Genomic DNA, 21570 nt, shown 5'->3' with positions numbered 1-21570 from the left:
ACAACAGTGTTTCATTTCTACCATGTTGCCGGGCAGAAATCAGTAGTCAGTTTAGGAATATCAGTCGCAAGCCAGCCGCTACACTTAATGCAAAAACGCAAACAGGAAGACGACATGACAACCGCCCAGCCCGATAAAACGGGTTTGCACATTCTGCTCAAACTGGCCGCTCTGGTGGTGATCCTCGCGGGTATTCATGCCGCGGCGGATATCATCGTACAGCTTCTGCTGGCCCTTTTTTTTGCCATTGTATTGAATCCGCTGGTCACCTGGTTTATTCGCCGGGGTGTACGTCGGCCGGTCGCGATAACGTTAGTCGTGGTGGTGATGCTGATCGTTCTTACGGCGTTAATCGGTGTTCTGGCGTCATCCATTACTGAATTCATGGCCATGCTGCCAAAATACAACAAGGAGCTGACGCGCAAGGTTCTGTATCTGCAAGAGATGGTGCCTTTTCTGAATCTGCATATGTCCCCGGAGCGCATGCTGCAACGTATGGATTCCGACAAGCTGATGACCTTCACAACTACGCTGATGACAAGTCTTTCCGGTGCCATGGCCAGCGTCGTTCTGCTGGTGATGACGGTGGTCTTTATGTTGTTTGAGGTGCGTCATGTCCCCTATAAGCTGCGCTTTGCGCTGAACAACCCCCAAATCCATATTGCGGGGCTCCATCGGGCGCTGAAAGGTGTATCTCACTATCTGGCGCTGAAAACATTGCTCAGCTTATGGACCGGCGCCATTGTCTGGCTCGGACTGGCGCTAATGGGGATTCAGTTTGCTCTGATGTGGGGTGTGCTGGCATTCCTGCTAAACTACGTGCCCAACATTGGCTCGGTCATTTCCGCCGTTCCACCCATGATCCAGGCGCTGCTGTTCAACGGCGTTTACGAATGTGTGCTGGTTGGGGCGCTGTTTCTGGTGGTGCATATGGTAATTGGCAACATCCTCGAGCCCCGCATGATGGGGCACCGGCTGGGATTATCGACGCTAATCGTGTTTCTCTCTCTGTTGGTGTGGGGATGGCTGCTTGGTCCGGTAGGTATGCTGCTCTCCGTGCCGTTAACCAGCGTGTGTAAAATCTGGATGGAAACCACCACAGGCGGTAGCAAACTGGCAATTTTGCTGGGACCCGGCAGGCCCAAAACCCGATTACCTGGATAAACTTGCAAACAGCATGTATAGAATGGTAAACAACCCCATTATTACTAAAGGTTAGCCCTGATATGTACCGGATCGTTCTTGGGAAAGTTTCTGTTTTAAGCGCTGGCGCACTGCCTGCCGCATTGCGTGAGCAGGCCCCGCAAGGCGCTCGTCGTGCGCGCTGGCTGGCAGGTCGCGTGCTGCTTTCCCATACTCTTTCGCCATTACCGGACATCATCTACAGCGAGCAAGGAAAACCGGCCTTTTCCGCCGACACACCGCTGTGGTTCAATCTCAGCCACAGCGGTGATGATATTGCCCTGCTGCTCAGCGACGAAGGGGAAGTCGGCTGTGATATTGAAGTCGTTCGCCCGCGCGATAACTGGCAGACGCTGGCAAATACGGTGTTCAGTCTCAGGGAACATGCCGAAGTTGAGGCCGAACACCCGGAGCAACAGCTGGCGGCGTTCTGGCGCATCTGGACGCGTAAAGAAGCTATCGTGAAACAGCGTGGCGGCAGCGCCTGGCAAATTGTCAGTGTCGACAGCACCGCGCTAACCTCCTCACTCTCAGTCAGCCAGTGCCAGCTCGATACCCTGAGCCTGGCGGTGTGTACCCCCACGCCGTTTACCCTGACCGCCGACGCCGTGCAGCGTCTGGAAGCCTTAGCGTAAATTTTCCGGGAAGTTTTCCGGCAATTCATTGGCCGCACAGGCAATAACGCTGTCATTATTCGCCCCACAGTCACGCACGAAGGTGATGGTCGCAAACTCGTCAATCACCTCAGTTGGATATGCCGGCCCCGCATCGCGATATGACATCATCAGCGGAATATGGTCATTCTGGAAACAGACCGTTTTTTGCGGATTGTTAATCACCCAGCGTGGGAAAAAGATGGTGCCGTGAAAGAGTTTGTCGCCCAGATTTACGATCAGGCTGACGTCGGTCCCGGTCGGTTCGGTCCATGAAATTTTATAAACACTCTCGCCAACCCGCACAATGTACGCCCGCTGATCCTTCACCCAACGATTCCCCACAATGCCGCTGTGAATACGGTAATCCAGAGTGGTGTCGTTTTTCACGTAGATCTCGTAATTCCAGCCATTATCGTAGGTATAGACCAGATGTTTGCCGACAAAGCCGCTCAAATCATGTTTATCAAAAGTGCTCATATTCTTTCTCCTCTTACTTGATGCGAGGATCTTACCGCTTCAAAAATTGGATGAATAACGCTATGTTTACATCATATTCATTCAATTTTTAGATGAGTTATGCACAAGACAACGCTGGAGCAATGGGCCTTACTGGAGAAAGTCGTGGAGCTGGGCAGCTTTGCGAAAGCTGCGGAAGAGGCCAACCGTAGCCAGTCTTCGGTGAGCTACAATCTGGCGCTACTGCAGGAGCGGCTTGGCGTGACGCTGCTGACGCCGGAAGGTCGCAGGGCGGTATTAACCCCTGCGGGGGAGCTACTGCTGGGCCAGGTCAAACCGTTACTGAAGGCCTTTTTATGGGTGGAAACCCGGGCAGCAACGTTGCAAAACGGCACGCGAACGCGGCTGGATTTCATGGTAGATAGCATCTTCCCACGCAAACGCCTGTTCGCGATCCTCAAGCAGTTTCAGCAGGCGTGGCCGCAGACGCAGGTACGTTTGACCGAAGTACTGGAGAATGCTGACGATCGACTGGCAGCGCATGCCGATGCGGACGTGATGGTCCTGACCCGACGCCAGGATATCACCGGACGCGGCGAATGGCTGATGAATATTGACTTCGTGGCCGTTGCCCACCGCGATCACCCGCTCTGCATGCTGGATGCGCCGCTGGATGAAGACGCGTTACGCGCGTGGCCGCTGATTCGCATTGCCGATCGCGACAACCCGCAGCAAGCGGTGCGCGATGCCTGGACCTTCTCGACCATTGATGCCGCGATTGAGGCGGTGATGTATCAGGTCGGTTACGGCTGGTTGCCTGAGGAGCGAATTCAGCAGCAGCTTGAGCAGGGGCTATTACGACCGCTGCCGTTAAGCCATGGCGCTCGCCGTGCCACCCCGATGCATCTGATCGTCAAAGACACGCTCGCGCCGCTGGATGAACAGGTAACAACCCTGCTGCGTTTATTGCGAGAGCATTAACCTTTTCCCCGGATGCCGGACGTGTGTTACAAAATACGCTATTCCCCTTACTCCCTGTGCGCCCACGCGCCACATGAAAGGTTAATTGCAGATGCAACGAGTCACCATTACCCTCGATGACGATTTACTGGAAACGCTCGACAGCTTGAGCCAGCGCCGTGGCTATAACAACCGTTCCGAAGCGATCCGCGATATTCTGCGCGGCGCACTGGCGCAGGAAACCACCCAGGAGCACGGCACTCAGGGATTCGCAGTGCTCTCGTATGTTTATGAGCATGAGAAGCGTGACCTGGCGAGCCGTATTGTTTCCACCCAACATCACCACCACGATTTATCAGTCGCCACGCTGCACGTGCACATCAACCATGACGACTGTCTGGAAATCGCTGTGCTAAAAGGTGACATGGGCGATGTGCAGCATTTTGCCGATGACGTGATTTCCCAGCGCGGCGTGCGCCACGGTCATCTGCAGTGCCTGCCGAAAGAAGAGTAATTGCTTGTTTTGTTGCCCGGCCTACATTCATTCCCGTTTGTAGGCCGGATAAGGCGCAGCCGCCACCCGGCAATAATATTTACGCCATCGTGCCAATCGTCTTTCTGAAACGCAGCAGCGCTATCACGAAGAACGAACTGCCAATCGCCAGCAGCGTCAGGAACTGCGGCCAGACAATGTTAAACCCTGCGCCGCGGTAAAGAATCGCCTGCGCAAGGCTAACAAAATGGGTAGTCGGCATCGTCAGCATAATGTCCTGCACCGCCTGCGGCATGCTTTCACGCGGTGTAGAGCCGCCGGAGAGCATCTGTAACGGCAGCAGTACCAGAATCATCAGCAACCCCAGTTGTGGCATGGAGCGCGCCAGCGTGCCCATAAAAATGCCGATTGACGTGGTGGCGAACAGGCTCAGCGCCACTCCCAGCATAAACAGCGGTATCGAGCCTTCAATCGGTACGCCAAGCACACCTTTTACCATCAGCATCAACGACAGACCGGAAACCACCAGCACCACCAGCCCCATCGACCAGATTTTTGCCATCATGATTTCAAATGGCGTCACCGGCATCACCAGCAGGTGCTCAATGGTCCCGTGCTCACGCTCGCGAATCAGCGCCGACCCGGTAAGCACAATCGCCAGCATGGTGATGTTGTTGATAATCGCCATCACCGCGCCAAAGCGGGCGGGTTCCAGATTAGGGTTAAAGCGCATACGCATTTCCAGCGCCACCGGCAGCTCGCTGTTATCGCGGTAACGCGACACAAAGCTGTTCACCTCGCCACTGATGATATTCTGGATATAGCTGTTGCCGGTAAAGGCCTGGCTCATCCGCGTGGCATCGACGTTAACCTGAATATCCGGCTGCCGCCCGGCCAGTACATCGCGCTGAAAATCAGGCGGAATGTTCACGGCGAAGGTATAGCGCCCGGCATCCAGCCCGGCATCCATCTCATCGGCGGTAATCATCTCCGGCGGTAAAAACCACGGACGATAAAAACTGTTCACAATGCGATTCGACAACTGAGACTGGTCCATATCGGCAATGGCAATCGGCGCCAGGTGCAGCGACCCTGGCAGAACGGTCGCAGAAGAGTAAACCGAGACCGTGAAGGCGAAGACGATCAGCGTCAGCATCGCTTTGTCACCCAGCAGGCTGCGTAACTCTTTGATGCCGAGGTTATAAATATTCCGTAATCGGCGCATCACCCCTCCTGTTTTTTCAGCAGCAATACGCTCAGACCAATGACCACTGGAATGGCTACCGCCAGCGGAATAAACAGCGGCCAGAGATCGGTCAGATCCAGCGCTTTAGAGAACGTCCCGCGCGCGATGGTCAGAAAATGGCTGGTCGGGTAAATTTCGCCAATCCACCGTCCCGGCCCTTCCAGCGAGGCGACCGGGTCGATCATCCCGGAAAACTGCGTCGCCGGGATCAGCGTAATAATCGCCGTACCAAAAATGGCGGCGATCTGACTTTTCATAAACGTGGAAATTAACAATCCCAGCCCGGTGGCAATGGTGACGTACAGCAGCGCGGCCAGCGTCAGGGTCAAAAAACTCCCCTTATGCGGGACGCCGAATACAAACACCGACAGCGCGCACAGCAGCAGGAAGTTCAGCATGCCCAGCACGATGTAAGGCAACTGTTTGCCGAGTAAAAACTCGCTGCGGGTAGTGGGCGTCACGTACAGGTTGATAATCGACCCCAGCTCTTTCTCACGCACCACGCTCAGAGCGCTGAGCATGGAGGGGATCATCATCAACAGCAGCGGGATCACCGCCGGAACAATCGCTGGCAGGCTTTTCACATCCGGGTTGTAACGATAGCGAGTTTCAATGGTCATCAATCCGTTTTGCCCGCTGGTATTTGGCTGACGCGCCATCACATCCTGCAGCCAGGTCTGATGCATCGCCTGCACGTAGCCTCTGACCGTTTCCGCACGGCTCGGCATTGCGCCATCGACCCAGACGCCAATCTTCACCGGCGTTCCACGCGCGATATCGCGGCCAAAATTTGGCGGGATCTCTATGGCTACCGCGACTTCGCCCGAGCGCATCCGTTTGTCCAGCTCGTCATAACTGGTGAGCGGCGGCTGCTCGATAAAATAGCGCGATCCCGCCAGATTCAGCGTCCACGCCTGGCTGCTGACTGTCTGGTCACGATCGAGCACCGAAAAACGCAGGTTTTCCACATCCATGCTGATGCCGTAGCCCATGATCAGCATCAGGATCACCGTGCCCATCAGCGCCAGCGTTGAACGTACCGGGTCACGTCGCAGCTCCAGCGCTTCGCGGCGGCTGTAGCTGAACAAGCGCCGCAGGCTAAATCCCTGGTGCGGCGGCTGACTGTTTTCATGCACTGCCGGGACATTGGCTGGCGGTAACTGAGCCTCCGGCGCCGGACCTGCCGCTTCCTGTAACCAGGAGATAAACGCTTCTTCCAGACTGGCGGCACCACGCTGTTTCACCAGCTCCTGCGGCGTACCGCTGGCCAGGACTTTTCCGGCGTGCATCAGCGACATGCGGTCGCAGCGCTCCGCTTCGTTCATAAAATGGGTGGAGATAAAAATGGTCACTTTATCCTGACGCGACAGATCGACCATCAGTTGCCAGAACATGTCTCTCGCCACCGGATCGACCCCGGAGGTTGGTTCATCGAGAATGAGCATCTCCGGGCGATGGATCACCGCCACCGCCAGCGACAGGCGTTGACGGATCCCCAACGGCAGCGCGCCAGGCAACGCGTCTTCGACATCGGTCAGCGAAAAGCGCTCACTCATTTCTTGTACCCGCCCCGGGATTTCTGCTTCGGGGATATGGAACAACCGCGCGTGTAGCTCGAGGTTTTGCCGTACGGTCAGCTCGCTGTAGAGCGAAAACGCCTGCGACATATAGCCTACCCGGCGACGGGTATCGATATTCTTCGGGTCAACCGCTTGCCCAAACAGCCACGCCTCACCTTCACTTGCGGGTAGCAGCCCGGTGAGCATTTTCATGGTAGTGGATTTACCGCAGCCGTTGGAGCCGAGAAAACCGAAGATTTCCCCGCGCGGAATACGAAAGTTTACGTGGTCAACGGCCACGAACTTGCCGAAGCGCATGGTCAGATCTTTCGCCTCGATGGCAATCTCTTCCTGCTCAGCGTGATACGGCGGGATCACCACTGGCTTATGCGCCTGGCGCTGGGCTTCGGGTAACAGCGCGATAAACGCCTGCTCCAGCGTGTCGGAGTTGGTTTTTTCGCGTAGCTGCTGCGCGCTCCCGGTGGCCAGCACCTCCCCGGCGTTCATCGCCACCAGCCAGTCAAAGCGCTCGGCTTCTTCCATGTAGGCGGTCGCAACCAGCACGCTCATGTTGGTCTGCCGCTGGCGAATGCTGTTAATCAGATCCCAGAACTGGGCGCGGGACAGCGGGTCGACCCCGGTGGTAGGTTCATCGAGAATTAACAGTTCCGGGTCATGGATTAACGCGCAGCACAGCCCCAGCTTTTGCTTCATCCCACCCGAGAGTTTCCCGGCCGGACGATCGCGAAACGGCGCCAGTCCGGTGCTGTTCAGCAGCTCGGTAATCCGCGCTTCGCGCTCCGCTTTGTCATGGCCAAACAGCCGGGCAAAGAAATCGACGTTCTCATACACCGACAGCGTGTGGTACAGGTTTTTCCCCAACCCCTGCGGCATCCAGGCAATGCGCGGGCAGACATCCCGGCGATGTTTCGGGTCGCGCATATCGCCGCCCAGCACCATCACGTTACCGTGTTCAATGACTCGCGCGCCGGAGATGAGCGACAGCAGGCTTGATTTTCCGACGCCATCCGGGCCAATCAGCCCCACCATACAGCGGGCGGGGATATCCAGCGTGATATTGTTCAGCGCTACCGTTTTCCCGTAATGCTGACTCACGCCGTCAAGGTGCGCCACGGGAGGAACGGGAACCAGCGCCAGATGCGTCATTGCGGCAACCTCACCATCAGGTCGTCAGGCCAGGCTCGATTTTCATCGATACGCACCCACGCCATGCCCGGCAGACCGGTTTTCACGTACTCGAGATGCTGCTGCAACAGCTCTGGCGGGATCCGCGCTTTAACGCGGAACATCAGCTTCAGCCGCTCATCGCTGGTTTCGACCGTTTTCGGTGTGAACTGCGCGACGCTTGCCACAAAGCTGATGGTCGCCGGAACACGCAGATCCGGTGCGGCATCCAGCACCAGGCGCGCTTCGCCGCCAATCTTCAGTAAGCCAGCCTGTTCGGTAGGCAAGAAGAACGTCATGTAGACATCGCTGAGATCGACCATATTCAGGACGCGCCCACCTGCAGAAAGCACCTCACCCGGCTCAGCAACGCGGTACTGCACGCGACCATCGCGCGGGGCTTTCAGCTCACTGTCATCAATATCAGCCGCAATACGACGTTCGGTGGCCTGCGCGGCTTCTACGCGGGTTTGCGCCTGAATGATGCTGGTGCGAGCGGCTTCAATTGCGGCTTTTGCCGCTGAGACCTGCGCCTTTGCGGATTCCAGCGCCGCACGTGCGCTTTCTGCCGCGGCCCGATCGTCATCCAGTTGTTGCTCAGACACGGCCCCACGCTGGGATAGCGAACGGGAACGCACGTGGCGTTTAGAAACCGACTGCAGCTCCGCCTCGCGCTGTTTTACTACCGACTGCGCGGCGCGCATTTCACTTTGCCGCTGTTCCAGCAGCGCTCGCGCCGCCGCCACCGCGCTTTCGGCCTCTTTGATTTGCGCGATCGCTTCCAGCCGCTGCTCCTGCAGCACGCGAGTATCCATTTTCGCCAACACCTCGCCCTGACGAACGAACTGCCCTTCCGACACAAGGATCGTGTCAATTCGCCCGGCAATCTTGGTAGCAATATCCACTTCGGTGGCTTCAATTCTGCCGTTGCTGGCTGCGAACCCCTCCGGTATTCCGGCAGGACGGAGCATCCACCATGCTATCGCGGCCACCACGACCAGGGTGCCCGCCCCCCACCACATCACATGACGCTTAAACTTATCCATATTCGACCCGCCGTAATCCCTGTTATCAAACGATGCGTGTCACAAAGCCCACTGAATAGCTATTCAGCGGGAGATTCCATCCGGGATGAGAAGGAATAAGAAACCATGGCCAGAGAGCGGACAGGCGTTAAGGCAACCTGCGCCGCGCAGGAAGTGAATGACGAAAATGCTGTGAAATCGGGTAGTAATGTTGTCATCATCAGCGTTCCTGGCCGGAAATGAAACACGCATACTCATAACTGCTATCTATTGAATACTAACACCTGGATTCAATATGTCTATTCGGTTGTAGTTGATATGTGATTGCCAGAAATTGTGCCCAGCAATCCATTCACCGGACACCTATTGTGCTTAAAAGGCCTGCTGGTAAAGCCACAACGCATCGCCTTCAGTAAGCGTCACGGGATTGTTATCCAGCAAACGAGTCTGCTGCATAGCATCGTGGGCCAACAACGTCAGGCCCGTTTCAGGAACATCTACGTCACGCAGTCTGTTTGGCGCGCCGGTTGCCGCAATAATATTCACCATCGCGGCAATAAACGACTGGGCATCGTTTTCAACGTTGCCGGTCACCTGCGCCCCGATGACGGCAGCCAGTTCGCCATAAAGTGGAGCCGCTGCTGACGCGTTAAACTGCAGCACCGGAACCAACATCAGTGCATTCGACAATCCATGTGGAATATGATGCCGTGCACCCAGGGGATAAGCCAACGCATGCACTGCTGCCACCGGGGAATTGGCGAAAGCCTGGCCTGCCAGCATCGCGCCCAGCAGAACATTTTCTCGCGCTTCACGGTTGTTCCCGTCACGACATGCGGCCACCAGATGGCAACTGATTAAACGTAACGCCTCGCGTGCTAATGCATCCGAGAGCGGGTTCTTTTTATGTTTGCTGGTATAGGCTTCTATCGCATGCACCATCGCATCTATCCCGGCAGCAGCGGTGTGTACCGTCGGTAACCCCAGCGTCAGTTGCGCATCCAGTAGCACCAAATCGCCATACAGCTGCGGGGAGACAATGCCCATTTTGCTGTCATCATTAGTCGTTAAAATGGAAATATTGGTAACTTCAGACCCCGTACCTGCCGTGGTGGGAATATTTACCAGCGGCAAGCGTTGACCGATAACCTTGCCAATCCCGTAAAGTTCCTGCAGGTCTTGTTCTGAGTTGATTAATACGGCCACCAACTTCGCGACATCCAGCGAGGAGCCACCGCCCAAGCCAATAACCATGTCGCAGTTGCCGTCACGCGCTACCTGTAGGGCTTCGCGAACGAGGCGTTCATGCGGATCGGGTTGCACCCGATCATAAACCGTCACCTTAAACCCTGCGTCTTGCAGGCTATGAAGTACGGGCGGTAAAACCCCTGCTTTGACCAGTCCGGAGTCGGTTACCAGCAATACGCGACGCGCGCTAAACCGCGGCGAAAGGATCTCTCCTAATCGCGCCGCTCCCGCCCATTCGACGATGATTTCCGCTACCGTCGTAAACGTAAAATCTTTCATAACATGGTTCATTGATGTATTCCTTGTGGTAAGAAAGACAGCTTTTACCTATGTGGTTCATCAGGAGGAATGTGAAAGCTTTTCACCTCTTTACGCTCCAGCAGCGGGGTGATTATCCCAACGCCAATACGTTGAAAATGTTCCGTTTGTCGGTGAAGTTCAAGACCTTCCGCACAACGATAAGTCTCAACAATCACAAAACGATTGCCGTCTTCCGTGGAACGGAAAAACTCATAGGTGATATTTTCAGGTTCTTTACGTGTCGCCTCCGCCAGCATTCTAAGCGCATCGTTGACCTTGTCGCCCATCGCCGGTTGGGCAAAATAATGCGCAACAACAAACAACTGCGTGTTTTCCATTTTTGGCTCCCGGTGGTTTAACGTAGAAGAGTCACATCCCATAACGCACTGTCGCTGCTTGAGACGGCTATCGCGCCGTGCAACAGGGCCGTCTGAGCATGTTCCTCATTGCAGACAAACCCGGACGCAACAATCGGTGGCAACACATTACGATCGGCCTGCGAGAGCAACGGCAGCATCTGCGCGGGCATCAGTTGCACATAATCAGGTTCGCTTTGCTCCACCGCTTTCAGGCTGCGTAGCCAGGTGGAACGGTCGGTGACGAAGATTTTCTGCATGGTGACCAGCCCGCATTTTTTCGCACGCTGTACAGTTTGCAAACGTGTGGAGAGCAACCCCATCGCCCCTGTTTCAGCCACATAATCGATGCCGCCTTTATCCTGAGACAGTCCGTTACAGCTGTCGATATTCACGATGACGTACTTTCCCGCCTTCGACAGCAGTTCGATCACCGGCTGGAGCTTGATCAGATCGATATTGGCAATAATGCAGACTTCAGCTTTGCTGGACAGCGCGGTTTTCAGTTGCTCAATGCCGTAAATCGCCATGATGATGGGATGGCGTGCCAGAAGCACGCCAAGGTTTTTTATCATGATTGACCTGCCTGATGTAATTGGAGCTCCGCGCTTAAACCCAGTTTTCCCGGGTTAAGGATATTCTGCGGATCCAGCGCTTTTTTAATATCCGCCAGAACCGAAAGCGATTCACCTAAAGAAGCCTGCATATAGGGGGAACGAAGCAGACCGACGCCATGGTGATGGCTAAGGGAGGTATTGTGTTTAATCAGCACCGCATTTGCCGCGTCCCATGCCGCACGATACCACGCCCCACGTTGCTCAACAGCCACATCGCCACGCAGCGAGAAGTAAAGGCATGCGCCGTCGACATAGGCGTGGGACTGGTGCGCTGAACCGGCCAGCGTCCCCGGCACGGCGTTAATCGCAGCCACTACGTCATCATATACCGCGCTGAGATCGCGCCAGCGCCCCACCATTTCCAGCGTGTCCGCCACCAGACCGGGGCTTTTCTTAAAGCCTTCGGCGCTTTTACCCGTCAGATACCGGGTATCCAGCCAGCGCTCAAAAATCGCCTCACCGTCAAGTTCCTTTCCACTACGCTGACAAACACGCTTACTGATAGCCAGCACCGCGTCTACCATCTCTGGCTCTCCCTCGTCCGCAATCAGCAGGACATTGGTCTCTGGCAAACCAAACTGTACCCCGCTTTCCAGGTTATCGTACAAACGAAGTGCCGCCGGATTGGCACCATGTTGTAAGATTTCGCGACATGCCTCCAGCCCACTGGCAAAACTGGAAAAACCCCAGGCGATGGCACGGCCATAATCTGGCAGGCGATGAAGCTTCAAACGCACGCGCACAATCACGCCCAGCGTGCCTTCCGAACCAATAAACATTTGCTGTAAATCCGGCCCGATAGCACTGCGTGCATAACCGCCAACGGTGATTAAGCGCCCATCGGCAAGCACCACATCCATTCCAAAAACCATATCTTCAATTTTGCCGTAGCGGGTAGAAAGCTGTCCCGCACCACGACAGGCTACCCAACCGCCCACGGTACTGATACCAAACGATGACGGCCAGTGGCCCATAGTCATACCGTGCTCTTTTTGGATGATTTGTTCGAAAACATCGCCAAACATGCCGGCTTCTACCTCAACAATCTGGCTTTGTGGATCAAAGTCAATGAATTTGTTGAGTTCGCAAACGTCGAGCACGATCCCGCCACGTAGCGGCAATGCGGCTCCGGTAACGTTACTGCGCCCGGCAGAAACCGTGACTGGAATAGCGGATTCACTGGCAAGACGCATCACGTCCTGAATTTGTTCTACGGTGGAAACTCGCACAATCACCCCTTTTGAGGTGGCGGGTACGCCCTGGGTTTCCGCAATCATCGAACCGGCCCACCAGTCGCGAGTCCAGGTAATCACATCGGACTCCGACATCAGCACTTCATCGGCAATGACCCGCAGCCGGTCAAACGTCGCTTCGCTTATCGCAACGGGATCAACCTGCATTCCTTTCGCGCCACCGCTGCTGGTGATATCCGTTGCCCATGCGGGGCGAGTATGTGCGCCAACAGTATAATTTCCACGGTTGTAACCACGTTTAATCGCTTCTTTACTGATCATTCGGATGTCCCCATAAGCATTGATTTTTCATGTTTAATTGCGACCTGATAGCTGGCGACCTGTTTAGCCACGTGGTCAGGATGTAATTGGAGTTCTTGTTGTAGAATCTCCCCAACGCGTTCAGCGGCAGCGGCTGAGGCGTCGCGTGCCATCAGCCGTGCACGAATTCGGCGCGACAGCACATCGTCAACGGTGCTGGCGAGCTCATGGCGCACGGCATACACTACTTCCGCTTCGGTATAGGGAAGCCCTGCGACAATAGGTTTCATCAGCGAAGGTGCGGTCTGAATAATGTCACTGACAAAATGGGCTTCGGTGCCATAGCGTTCGCCCAGATGCGCAGATAGACCACCAGAGGCCAGAATGGCCTGCGGGTCATAGCCAGCTGCGCCCAGCAAATATGCAGTTTTCGTTGAGCAGGCCTTTTTACGGCCCAGTATTTTGCTGGCTGCGTCGATGGTTTCTTCCGCCATATGACGTGATGTCGTTAGCTTACCGCCGACGATGGTTATCAGCCCGTCCGCTGAAACCCGAATCTCATGGTTACGCTTCATCTCAACGGTCTTTCCACCCGCCATCCCCACCAGAGGACGGCAACCGGCGATACTTCCCACTACATCTTCCGGGCGCAGATCCGTTTTCAGCGCCGAGTTTGCCCCTTCCAGCAGAAAGTCCAGCTCAGAGCGATTACAGTGAACATCATTCAGATCGCCCTGATAGTCTTCATCCGTAGTGCCCAGATAGGAAACGTTGCCCCAGCGCGTAATGGTCGCGCGCCGACTGCGTCCGGCAACCGGGATGGTCACCGTGCAATCATTGCGAATTTTCATCCATGGGATCGCGACGTGAACCCCCTTCGCCGGACGAATATTCAGTGGGGACGCTTCCCCTTTTTTCAGTCCATTCCAGTCACGCAGCCAGACGCCCGTCGCCATAATGACAACCCGCGCTTTGACCCGAATTTCTCGGGTATCGGCATACACAATGGCCCCATTGACTTTGCCGTGCAGGTCACGTGTGATTTCAATGACTTCGGCATGGTTCGTCACCGTCGCCCCATGAAACGCTGCCGTGCGCACCAGGGCCAGCGTCAATCTGGCATCATCAACGCGGGCATCGAAATACATAAAACCGCCGGAGAGTTGCTCTTCTTTCAGCGTTGGGCAGTGCGACAGTACTTCCGCTGGAGTCAATTTTTGGTGAAGGATTCCTTCCCGCCATCCACCTGCGAGATCGTAGGTCCAGAGCAGACTTTCAAATGCCGAAGACATGCGCTTATCGAACACGCCATTCTTATCGAGAACAGGAAATAAAAAGGGAAGCCGCTGCACCAGATGACGAGCATTCCGGCGCATGCGCTGGCGCTCTAGCAAAGAGTGGCGCACCAGCCCCAGGTTCCCCTGCTCGATATAACGCAGACCGCCGTGCACCATTTTTGATGACTTGGATGATGTCCCCGAGGCGAAATCACTTTTCTCAATCAGCGCGACCCGATAGCCACGCAGGCTGGCATCCAGCGCCGCATAAGCCCCCGTCACGCCGCCGCCTACAATCAGAATGTCGTAGGTTTCGCTTTCCAGTCGGTCCAGTTGCTCAGGTCGCTGCAGACGCAGCGGCTCTGCGCCGTACATTTCACTGCGTGTTTTGTTGGGCTTTCGCGAAGGGAAAAACTTCATGAGTGGGTATGCTCCTGATTGGCTGAAGTGAGGCTGCTGGCGGTATCCATTTCGAGCGCAATACGCATCTCCCAGCGGTTTATTTTTTGTTCGCGAAGGACATGATTGATTTTGGGTTCAAACAGACGCGCTGTTTTCAGCGTGGCGCAGGCCTCGGGCAACGAGTTCCACAGCAGCCCATCGGCTCCTGCCAGAAACGCCGCACCGCGTAAGCTAGCCCGTGCTGTTTCTGTCATCCGCCGAACGGGGATCCCGCTAATATCAGCCTGAATTTGCAATAACGTATCGCTATTGGACAACCCGCCCCCGACCATCAGTTCTTGTGTGGGAATACCGGTTGCCGCTTCATTCGCGCGAATACAGGCTGCGACTGAATGCGCAATACCTTCCAGAATGGCGTAAGCCACCTGCGGGCGCGTGGTCGAGATTGAAATACCGTTAAGGGAAGCGCGGGCCTGTGGTTGCAAATGAGGTACACGCAGTCCCGTCAATGCAGGAATAAAACTCACGCCGCCAGAATCAGTGGCCTGCGCGGCCAGTTCGCTAATTTGTTCGGGTGAGTCAAACCAGCGCAGCTTTTCGCACACCCAGTTCAGGGCCGAACCAGTAGTCGGAACGAATGTTTCTACAGAGAAGTGTGAACGTCCTTTTTGGCGGCGCGCCGTCATCGTGAGCGTGCTTTCACAGCTCTTTTTCAGTGTCGGCACCGTCGGCCCCATCATTAAATCGACGAAGCTGCCGGTCCCATGCATACAAAAAGCCTGCCCGCGTTCAGTGCAGCCAAGCCCGATAGCCCCCGCAAACTGATCTCCGGCACAGGCCCGGATCGGGACGCTAATACCGAGGATATCTTCACGCGTGGTGCCAAAGTCATCGGCATCATCATGTAATTCAGGCAGCAATGACGTCGGGAAATTCAAAGTCTGCAGCCAAGGCAGATGATACTGATGCTCGTTGAGGCAATACGCCCCGGCAGAGGTGGCATTAGTGGGGGTTGTGACACATTTTTTTTCTTGCGCCAGATGCCAGAGCAACCAGCTGTCAACGGTGCCAAACACCAGCGTTCCAGCCCGGTACGCTTTGTTCACTGCCGGTGTATTGGCGATATGGTATGACGCCCAAAGGTAAGGAGAGCGTATCCCAACCGGCCGACCAATAAGCGGTAGCAGCTTTTCATCCCATTCAGGGGCAAGTTGCGCCAGTTCATCCGTAAAACGTGCATCCTGCCAAACCATCGCTGGTACCAGCGCCTTGCCAGTGCCTACATCCCAGAGCACCGCCGTTGAACGTTGCGTAGCAATTGCCAGCGCCACAATGCGCATCTTGCTACGCTGCGCGTTGGCAATCGCTGTGCGACATACCGCAATGGTGGCTTGTAATATTTCATCAGCATCTTGTTCGACGACGCCATGACGCTGGCTGCTGACCTGAAGCGGCTGGTATTCAAGGCAGTAGACTTGGCTATTTCGCGCCACCACTGCTGCGCGCGTACCAGATGTCCCTTCGTCTATCGCCAGAATGACATCTTCATACTCAATCATTTAGTGCTCCTGTTTGACTCCGGGGCCATCGACTCTGGATAAGGCGAATGTGATGGTGCGAACTGAGGGGCGCCAGGCTCGTTATCCGGCTGGATGGTAGTGCGAGTGGGATCCCACGGGATCGCAAAACAGACGATGCTCGCAAATAGCGGAACGGCGGACATGATCAGAAAAGTCGTTTGCAGGCCGTACAAATCGCGGAAAACGGGAAAAATAAACAACCCAAGCGCTGCACCGATTGCGCCAAGCGCCCCCACCACACCGTTGGCACCCGCCCGCAGTTCACTGCGAAAAGAGAGTGATGAAAGGCTTTTCCCGTTTGCGCCAGGCCCGCCAGAGTGGCAAAGAATAAACAGCGCGGGGACCAGCAAAGAGGCCCACAGCGGCATACTGTCGCTGAACAATCCCAACGTGAGCAGTACGAGAAAAGCCACGGCGAAACCGATCGCCGACGAACGGCGCAGGCCCAGGCTGCGACCTATTACGGGCGACAGGAAGCCCCCTACGATACCAAAAATGTTAAAAAATAATGAACAAATGGTTGCATATACAAAGTTTTTACCGAACATCGCGGCGCTAATAACCGGCAAATACCAGCCGACACCAAAATATTGTATTGACTGGCAAATCTGAACCGTAGAAGCCAGAATCGTGCGCGGTAAATAAACGCCACGAAATATTAAAAGTACATTTTTCACACCTTTTTCCGCTTGCCCAATGACAGGTTTTTGCTCTGCTTTTGGTGCCAGAATAAAATCATCACCGTATATTTTATTCATAGCAGCCACGGCTTCAGGAAGACGTGACTTTCTCGCCAGCCATACCGGACTTTCAACTAAATAACGAAACTGGAAAAAGAGGACAATCAGTCCGCATAACGCCGTCACAGCAATAGAATAACGCCAGATAGCATCCCCAACATCCCAGGAATAAAACATCAACGCCAATACCAGATTTAAACAAACTGCGACATACCAGACCCCTTGCCAGGTGTTTAAACGGCTTTTTAGTTTCACTGGGGTGAACTCCGCCAGCATCGCCATGGCCACGGCAAAATCCATCCCGTAAGAGACGCCAACAAAGAAGCGACCTATGATAATGGTGCTGAAACTGGAGGACGACATCACCAGCAACGCACCAATCACCGCCATTATTTTGGCAATAATCAGCGGCGGAACTCGACCCCAGCGATCGGCGATCCAGCCGCCAATGGGGTTAAATAATATGGCAACCCACGATGAAAATGAGGTCAGCAACGCAACTTCGGTCGCGCTCAAATTTAAATTACGGGTCATTGGATTTAATCCAGCGCTGAGAGCTGAATTTGAAAAAGCGTCAAGAAATAGGCCACCTAGCGCTAACCACCAAATAACACCGGCTCTGCCATTTATTTTTCTGTGAGAGTCGATGCAATTAATAACATCATCAACGCCACGGATTTTTATCGGATTTGAGAATGAGCATGCGGACATGGCTTTCCCCTTCATAATATTCGGAAGAAGGTCGCCATTAGCTAAAAAAATGCAATAAGAGACCATCTTAATTTCACAGATAGTCTCTTATCTAAAATCTGTATTTTTCCACTCTAGAAGGTAACGGAAAGCGTGTCAAAGCGACTTTTTAGACTGGCTTTAATTTTGTGATATGTAGCACAATTGTTAACAACACATTACATAGAAAAAGCTTCACGGCGGCATTTGCCGCTCATGCCAGCATGTCTCTTTACTGTGGCAGGACGTTCTATCTGCGCGAACGCCAGACGTAGGTTGAACATACGTAGATTTCTCGACCCATCATTAATGCAAAGCCCGCAATTAATAGACGCTGAAGGTACGATTAGTTTTATCTCAAATTAGCAGAATACAAATAAAATCATTTAAATTCATTTAATTACGATTAAAAATCTTCTCTTGTCATTATTTACCAAGTTAATTTTTCGTTATGTTGATCACATTCACATCAAAATGGTAGTGATCTTAAAATAGGTTTTAAATATTGTGGTCAGGCCGCTAGACCACAATAAGAGGATATATCATGAAAAGAAAAACAATGGGATGGCTTATCGTTTTTCTTCTATTTATAGTTTACATGCTTAACTATATGGATCGTTCAGCATTGTCGATCACCGCTCCACTCATTGAAAAGGAATTAGGATTCAATGCTGCTGAGATGGGTATGATTTTCAGCGCATTTTTTGTTGGCTACGCACTGTTTAACTTTATCGGTGGCTGGGCCAGCGACAAGTTTGGCCCCAAAACTGTATTTCTGGTCGCCGCATTACTTTGGTCAGTATTTTGTGGGATGACCAGTTTAGTTACCGGCTTATGGACCATGCTGGCCGTGCGAGTATTATTCGGCATGGCCGAAGGACCGGTCAGTGCGGCTGGAAATAAAATCATCAATAACTGGATTTCTCGCAAAGAATCTGCCACTGCGATTGGTATTTTTAGCGCAGGTTCGCCATTAGGTGGTGCAATTTCTGGTCCAGTAGTTGGCCTGCTGGCACTTTCATTAGGCTGGCGTCCGGCTTTCGGGATTATTTTTCTGTTTGGTTTAGCCTGGGTTATTCTCTGGTACTTCATTGCCAGTGATAAACCCTCCAAAAGTAAACAACTTGCCCCGGAAGAGCGTGTCGATTTTGAAAACCATGACGACATTATTTTAGCGGATGACGGTAAAGCTATGCCTTCTCTTGGCTACTACATGAAACAGCCAATGGTGTGGGCAACGACGCTGGCCTTCTTTAGCTATAACTACATACTCTTTTTCTTCCTGACCTGGTTTCCAAGCTACCTGAATCACTCATTACATCTTGATATTAAAGAAATTAGTATTGCAACCGTGATCCCATGGGTGATTGGCGCAATCGGCATGGTGTTGGGTGGCGTATGCTCTGACTTTATCTATCGCGTTACAGGAAATGCCCTGCTTTCTCGACGCCTTATTCTCGGCGTGTGTCTGGCTGGGGCGGCGATTTGCGTTGGCGTTTCAGGCACGGTAACCACCATCGGCAGCGCCGTTGGTCTTATGTCAGTCTCGCTGTTCCTGCTTTATCTGACCGGGCCAATTTATTGGGCGGTTATTCAGGATGTGGTGCATAAAGATAAAGTTGGTAGCGTTGGTGGGGCCATGCATGGGCTGGCGAATATCTCCGGGATTATTGGCCCACTGGTCACCGGATTCATCGTTCAGTTCAGCGGTAAATATGATTACGCATTCTATCTGGCTGGTGCTATTGCGATTGTTTCCAGCTGCCTGGTATTCGTATTTGTCAAAAATAAAGGATTAAAAGAAAATGAAAATCAAAGCTGTTTACATCAATAAACCTGGTGAAATTGAAACCCGCTGGGTTGATTACCCTGAAAAGAAAGATAACGAAGTTCTAATAAAAGTCGATGCAGCCGGAATCTGTGGTTCTGATATTGGTGCATTTCGTGGGACTAACCCGTTAGTAACCTACCCACGTATTATTGGACACGAAATTACTGGTATTGTAATTAAAGAAGGCAATGGTATGCCGGCCAATATTAAAGAAGGAGATCGTGTAATTGTCGACCCTTATATCTATTGTGGTCACTGTTACCCCTGCTCGGTAGGCAGAACAAATTGTTGTGAAAATCTAAAAGTAATTGGCGTGCATATTGATGGCGCAATGCAGGAGGTAGTTGCTCACCCCGCGCATTTGATTCACAAAATCCCTGATGACGTTGCCTCCGAGATGGCACCGCTGGCGGAACCGCTGACCATTGCGCTGCATGCGCTACATCGGGCCAAACTCACCGCAGGGGAGCACATCGCCATCATAGGCGCGGGTGCGATAGGTCTGATGGCGGCACTGAGCGCATTACGCTATGGCGCGACGCCTATTCTGATCGATATCGTGGAAGAGAGACTCCAGTATGCCAAATCACTGGGCGTCCCGTACGTTATCAATCCGTCAAATACACAGGTTGTTGACGCGATCAAAGACATTACGCAGGGAACGATGGCCCAAGTCGTGGTAGAAGCCTCTGGCGCCAACAGCGCGATTCGCGAAACGCTGGATATGGCCTCTTTTGCTGGTCGTATTGCTTTCACTGGCTGGCCAAAACAGGAAACATCATTACCCACCAACCTGATCACGTTTAAGGAACTGGATCTTCGCGGATCCCGCACCAGCGCAGGTGAGTTTGAAGAAGCACTACAGATGCTGGCAACGCTAAACATCAATCCTGCAGATGTTGTTAGCAAAGTGGTGAGTATTGATGAGGTTCCTGCCGCCGTGAAAGAACTCGATCAATATCCGGAACGCTATCTGAAGATCAATGCGACCTTTCATTAATTTTCGCAGGAGATAAAACAATGGAACAAACCTGGCGTTGGTATGGCCCGAACGATCCCGTGTCGTTGTCCGATGTTCGTCAAGCCGGAGCCACCGGCATAGTGACAGCGCTTCATCATATTCCTAACGGCGAAGTCTGGTCCGTAGAAGAAATTCTTAAGCGCAAAGAGATCGTAGAGAAAGCTGGTCTGGTCTGGTCGGTTGTGGAAAGCGTGCCGATTCATGAAGACATCAAGACCCACACAGGGCAGTACGATTTATGGATTAGAAATTATCAGCAGACGCTGCGTAATCTTGCCCAGTGCGGCATCTATACCGTGTGCTACAACTTCATGCCGGTTCTGGACTGGACCCGAACAGACCTGGAATATGAGTTGCCCGATGGCTCAAAAGCCCTGCGCTTTGACCAAATTGAGTTTGCCGCCTTTGAGTTGCATATTCTCAAACGTCCAGGGGCTGAGGCGGATTACACCACGGAAGAGGTAGCTCAGGCGAGTAAGCGCTTCGCCACCATGAGCGAAGAGGACAAAGCGCGACTGACACGAAATATTATTGCAGGTCTGCCTGGTGCTGAAGAAGGTTATACGCTGGACCAATTCCGTAACCACCTGGCGACTTATAAAAATATAGACAAAGCGGCCCTGCGCGAGCACTTTGCCTTTTTCCTGCGGGCTATCATCCCGGTTGCAGAAGAGGTTGGCGTACGTATGGCCGTTCACCCGGACGATCCACCACGCCCAATTCTTGGTCTGCCGCGTATTGTCTCCACCGTTGAAGATATGCGGTGGATGGTGGAAACCGTCAACAATATGGCGAATGGCTTCACAATGTGTACTGGCTCTTATGGCGTGCGTGCAGACAACGATCTGGTTGATATGATTAAACAGTTCGGTCCGAGGATTTACTTTACGCATCTACGTTCTACGCAACGAGAAGATAATCCCAAGACTTTCCATGAAGCGGCGCATCTTTCCGGCGATGTCGATATGTACAACGTGGTGAAAGCGATAGTCGAAGAAGAACAGCGGCGTAAAGATGAAGGTAACGCCGTATTGATCCCCATGCGACCAGACCATGGCCATCAGATGCTTGATGATCTGAAAAAGAAAACCAACCCAGGTTATTCCGCTATTGGCCGTCTGAAAGGTCTGGCTGAAGTACGTGGTGTTGAGCTGGCTATCCGACGTGCCTTCTTCAGTCAGTAATATTGTTACCGCATGGTGTCCCCACCATGC

The 21570-nt window shown here is 53.5% G+C and carries 19 protein-coding genes; 7 read left to right on the top strand and 12 right to left on the bottom strand.

The window, feature by feature from the left end:
• The first annotated feature begins 114 nt into the window (after nt 1-114).
• Both HV314_RS01350 and acpT read left to right on the top strand, forming a co-directional pair.
• Nucleotides 115-1164 (top strand): AI-2E family transporter, encoded by a 1050-nt coding sequence (locus HV314_RS01350; RefSeq protein ID WP_047358185.1) that lies wholly within the window; start codon nt 115-117, stop codon nt 1162-1164.
• 62 nt (nt 1165-1226) lie between these two features.
• Nucleotides 1227-1817, top strand: a complete 591-nt coding sequence (gene acpT, locus HV314_RS01345; RefSeq protein ID WP_047358186.1) for a 4'-phosphopantetheinyl transferase AcpT — start codon at nt 1227-1229, stop codon at nt 1815-1817.
• On the opposite strand, the gene HV314_RS01340 is transcribed toward acpT, so the two are convergent.
• Complete coding sequence (locus HV314_RS01340; protein WP_019078109.1) at nt 1809-2315, bottom strand: phenolic acid decarboxylase; 507 nt, start codon at nt 2313-2315, stop codon at nt 1809-1811. The two genes, acpT and HV314_RS01340, sit on opposite strands and share 9 nt — an antisense overlap.
• Before the next feature lie 99 nt (nt 2316-2414).
• Between HV314_RS01340 and HV314_RS01335 the strand changes: the two genes are divergently transcribed.
• Both HV314_RS01335 and nikR read left to right on the top strand, forming a co-directional pair.
• Entirely contained in the window at nt 2415-3275 is an 861-nt protein-coding gene (locus HV314_RS01335; protein WP_181547159.1) for a LysR family transcriptional regulator, read from the top strand.
• 91 nt (nt 3276-3366) lie between these two features.
• On the top strand, nt 3367-3768 hold the full coding sequence (gene nikR / locus HV314_RS01330; RefSeq protein WP_005121550.1) for a nickel-responsive transcriptional regulator NikR: 402 nt from the start codon (nt 3367-3369) through the stop codon (nt 3766-3768).
• A 79-nt stretch (nt 3769-3847) separates the two neighbouring features.
• Here the strand turns inward: nikR and HV314_RS01325 are convergent, their stop codons facing one another.
• The 11 genes from HV314_RS01325 to HV314_RS01275 all read right to left on the bottom strand — a co-directional run bounded on the left by HV314_RS01325 (nt 3848) and on the right by HV314_RS01275 (nt 17309).
• Entirely contained in the window at nt 3848-4972 is a 1125-nt protein-coding gene (locus tag HV314_RS01325; RefSeq protein WP_181547157.1) for an ABC transporter permease, read from the bottom strand.
• Nucleotides 4972-7719 carry a ribosome-associated ATPase/putative transporter RbbA gene (rbbA, locus tag HV314_RS01320; RefSeq protein WP_046274496.1) on the bottom strand — a complete coding sequence of 916 codons (2748 nt, stop codon included), beginning with the start codon at nt 7717-7719 and terminating at the stop codon, nt 4972-4974. Before rbbA ends, HV314_RS01325 begins: the two co-directional genes overlap by 1 nt.
• Nucleotides 7716-8783 carry an HlyD family secretion protein gene (locus HV314_RS01315; protein WP_046274495.1) on the bottom strand — a complete coding sequence of 356 codons (1068 nt, stop codon included), beginning with the start codon at nt 8781-8783 and terminating at the stop codon, nt 7716-7718. The genes rbbA and HV314_RS01315 overlap by 4 nt, the downstream gene beginning before the upstream one ends.
• Before the next feature lie 59 nt (nt 8784-8842).
• Complete coding sequence (locus HV314_RS01310) at nt 8843-8983, bottom strand: hypothetical protein (protein ID WP_181547155.1); 141 nt, start codon at nt 8981-8983, stop codon at nt 8843-8845.
• Nucleotides 8984-9134: 151 nt separating this feature from the next.
• Complete coding sequence (locus tag HV314_RS01305; protein ID WP_103766965.1) at nt 9135-10301, bottom strand: iron-containing alcohol dehydrogenase; 1167 nt, start codon at nt 10299-10301, stop codon at nt 9135-9137.
• A gap of 32 nt (nt 10302-10333) precedes the next feature.
• Nucleotides 10334-10648 carry a putative quinol monooxygenase gene (locus HV314_RS01300; RefSeq protein WP_080859317.1) on the bottom strand — a complete coding sequence of 105 codons (315 nt, stop codon included), beginning with the start codon at nt 10646-10648 and terminating at the stop codon, nt 10334-10336.
• Nucleotides 10649-10665: 17 nt separating this feature from the next.
• On the bottom strand, nt 10666-11241 hold the full coding sequence (locus HV314_RS01295) for a glycerol-3-phosphate responsive antiterminator (RefSeq protein WP_080859316.1): 576 nt from the start codon (nt 11239-11241) through the stop codon (nt 10666-10668).
• Entirely contained in the window at nt 11238-12797 is a 1560-nt protein-coding gene (locus HV314_RS01290) for an FAD-binding oxidoreductase (protein WP_181547153.1), read from the bottom strand. Before HV314_RS01290 ends, HV314_RS01295 begins: the two co-directional genes overlap by 4 nt.
• Nucleotides 12794-14473, bottom strand: a complete 1680-nt coding sequence (locus HV314_RS01285; protein WP_080859314.1) for a glycerol-3-phosphate dehydrogenase/oxidase — start codon at nt 14471-14473, stop codon at nt 12794-12796. Before HV314_RS01285 ends, HV314_RS01290 begins: the two co-directional genes overlap by 4 nt.
• Nucleotides 14470-16014: an FGGY family carbohydrate kinase gene (locus tag HV314_RS01280; protein WP_080859313.1), complete on the bottom strand. Its 1545-nt coding sequence runs from the start codon at nt 16012-16014 to the stop codon at nt 14470-14472. Before HV314_RS01280 ends, HV314_RS01285 begins: the two co-directional genes overlap by 4 nt.
• On the bottom strand, nt 16011-17309 hold the full coding sequence (locus HV314_RS01275) for an MFS transporter (protein WP_239006844.1): 1299 nt from the start codon (nt 17307-17309) through the stop codon (nt 16011-16013). Before HV314_RS01275 ends, HV314_RS01280 begins: the two co-directional genes overlap by 4 nt.
• Before the next feature lie 739 nt (nt 17310-18048).
• Here HV314_RS01275 and HV314_RS01270 point away from each other — a divergent pair.
• From HV314_RS01270 to uxuA, 3 genes are read left to right on the top strand one after another with little or no spacing between them, the layout of a single operon-like run.
• Nucleotides 18049-19338, top strand: coding sequence for an MFS transporter (locus tag HV314_RS01270; RefSeq protein ID WP_080859311.1), 1290 nt, complete (start codon nt 18049-18051; stop codon nt 19336-19338).
• Nucleotides 19310-20335 carry a zinc-binding dehydrogenase gene (locus tag HV314_RS01265; RefSeq protein ID WP_103766969.1) on the top strand — a complete coding sequence of 342 codons (1026 nt, stop codon included), beginning with the start codon at nt 19310-19312 and terminating at the stop codon, nt 20333-20335. The genes HV314_RS01270 and HV314_RS01265 overlap by 29 nt, the downstream gene beginning before the upstream one ends.
• A 20-nt stretch (nt 20336-20355) precedes the next feature.
• Complete coding sequence (uxuA, locus tag HV314_RS01260; protein ID WP_151222240.1) at nt 20356-21540, top strand: mannonate dehydratase; 1185 nt, start codon at nt 20356-20358, stop codon at nt 21538-21540.
• The last annotated feature ends 30 nt before the right edge of the window (nt 21541-21570 follow it).

Source organism: Citrobacter sp. RHBSTW-00887, from assembly GCF_013728095.1.
GTDB classification, from domain to species: Bacteria; Pseudomonadota; Gammaproteobacteria; order Enterobacterales; family Enterobacteriaceae; genus Citrobacter; species Citrobacter braakii.
The sequence above is the reverse complement of the archived record's forward strand: the minus strand, read 5'-3'. Positions and strand labels throughout refer to the sequence as shown.

Bases quoted from the DNA above. Each gene is read 5' to 3' on its own strand.
- HV314_RS01265 (WP_103766969.1), top strand. From the start codon at position 19,310: ATGAAAATCAAAGCTGTTTACATCAATAAACCTGGTGAAATTGAAACC.
- HV314_RS01335 (WP_181547159.1), top strand. From the start codon at position 2,415: ATGCACAAGACAACGCTGGAGCAATGGGCCTTACTGGAGAAAGTCGTG.
- HV314_RS01275 (WP_239006844.1), bottom strand. From the start codon at position 17,309: ATGACCCGTAATTTAAATTTGAGCGCGACCGAAGTTGCGTTGCTGACC.
- HV314_RS01290 (WP_181547153.1), bottom strand. From the start codon at position 12,797: ATGATCAGTAAAGAAGCGATTAAACGTGGTTACAACCGTGGAAATTAT.
- uxuA (WP_151222240.1), top strand. From the start codon at position 20,356: ATGGAACAAACCTGGCGTTGGTATGGCCCGAACGATCCCGTGTCGTTG.
- HV314_RS01285 (WP_080859314.1), bottom strand. From the start codon at position 14,473: ATGAAGTTTTTCCCTTCGCGAAAGCCCAACAAAACACGCAGTGAAATG.
- HV314_RS01340 (WP_019078109.1), bottom strand. From the start codon at position 2,315: ATGAGCACTTTTGATAAACATGATTTGAGCGGCTTTGTCGGCAAACAT.
- HV314_RS01280 (WP_080859313.1), bottom strand. From the start codon at position 16,014: ATGATTGAGTATGAAGATGTCATTCTGGCGATAGACGAAGGGACATCT.
- HV314_RS01300 (WP_080859317.1), bottom strand. From the start codon at position 10,648: ATGGAAAACACGCAGTTGTTTGTTGTTGCGCATTATTTTGCCCAACCG.
- HV314_RS01295 (WP_080859316.1), bottom strand. From the start codon at position 11,241: ATGATAAAAAACCTTGGCGTGCTTCTGGCACGCCATCCCATCATCATG.
- acpT (WP_047358186.1), top strand. From the start codon at position 1,227: ATGTACCGGATCGTTCTTGGGAAAGTTTCTGTTTTAAGCGCTGGCGCA.
- HV314_RS01310 (WP_181547155.1), bottom strand. From the start codon at position 8,983: ATGATGACAACATTACTACCCGATTTCACAGCATTTTCGTCATTCACT.
- HV314_RS01315 (WP_046274495.1), bottom strand. From the start codon at position 8,783: ATGGATAAGTTTAAGCGTCATGTGATGTGGTGGGGGGCGGGCACCCTG.
- HV314_RS01325 (WP_181547157.1), bottom strand. From the start codon at position 4,972: ATGCGCCGATTACGGAATATTTATAACCTCGGCATCAAAGAGTTACGC.
- HV314_RS01350 (WP_047358185.1), top strand. From the start codon at position 115: ATGACAACCGCCCAGCCCGATAAAACGGGTTTGCACATTCTGCTCAAA.
- HV314_RS01305 (WP_103766965.1), bottom strand. From the start codon at position 10,301: ATGAACCATGTTATGAAAGATTTTACGTTTACGACGGTAGCGGAAATC.
- rbbA (WP_046274496.1), bottom strand. From the start codon at position 7,719: ATGACGCATCTGGCGCTGGTTCCCGTTCCTCCCGTGGCGCACCTTGAC.
- nikR (WP_005121550.1), top strand. From the start codon at position 3,367: ATGCAACGAGTCACCATTACCCTCGATGACGATTTACTGGAAACGCTC.
- HV314_RS01270 (WP_080859311.1), top strand. From the start codon at position 18,049: ATGAAAAGAAAAACAATGGGATGGCTTATCGTTTTTCTTCTATTTATA.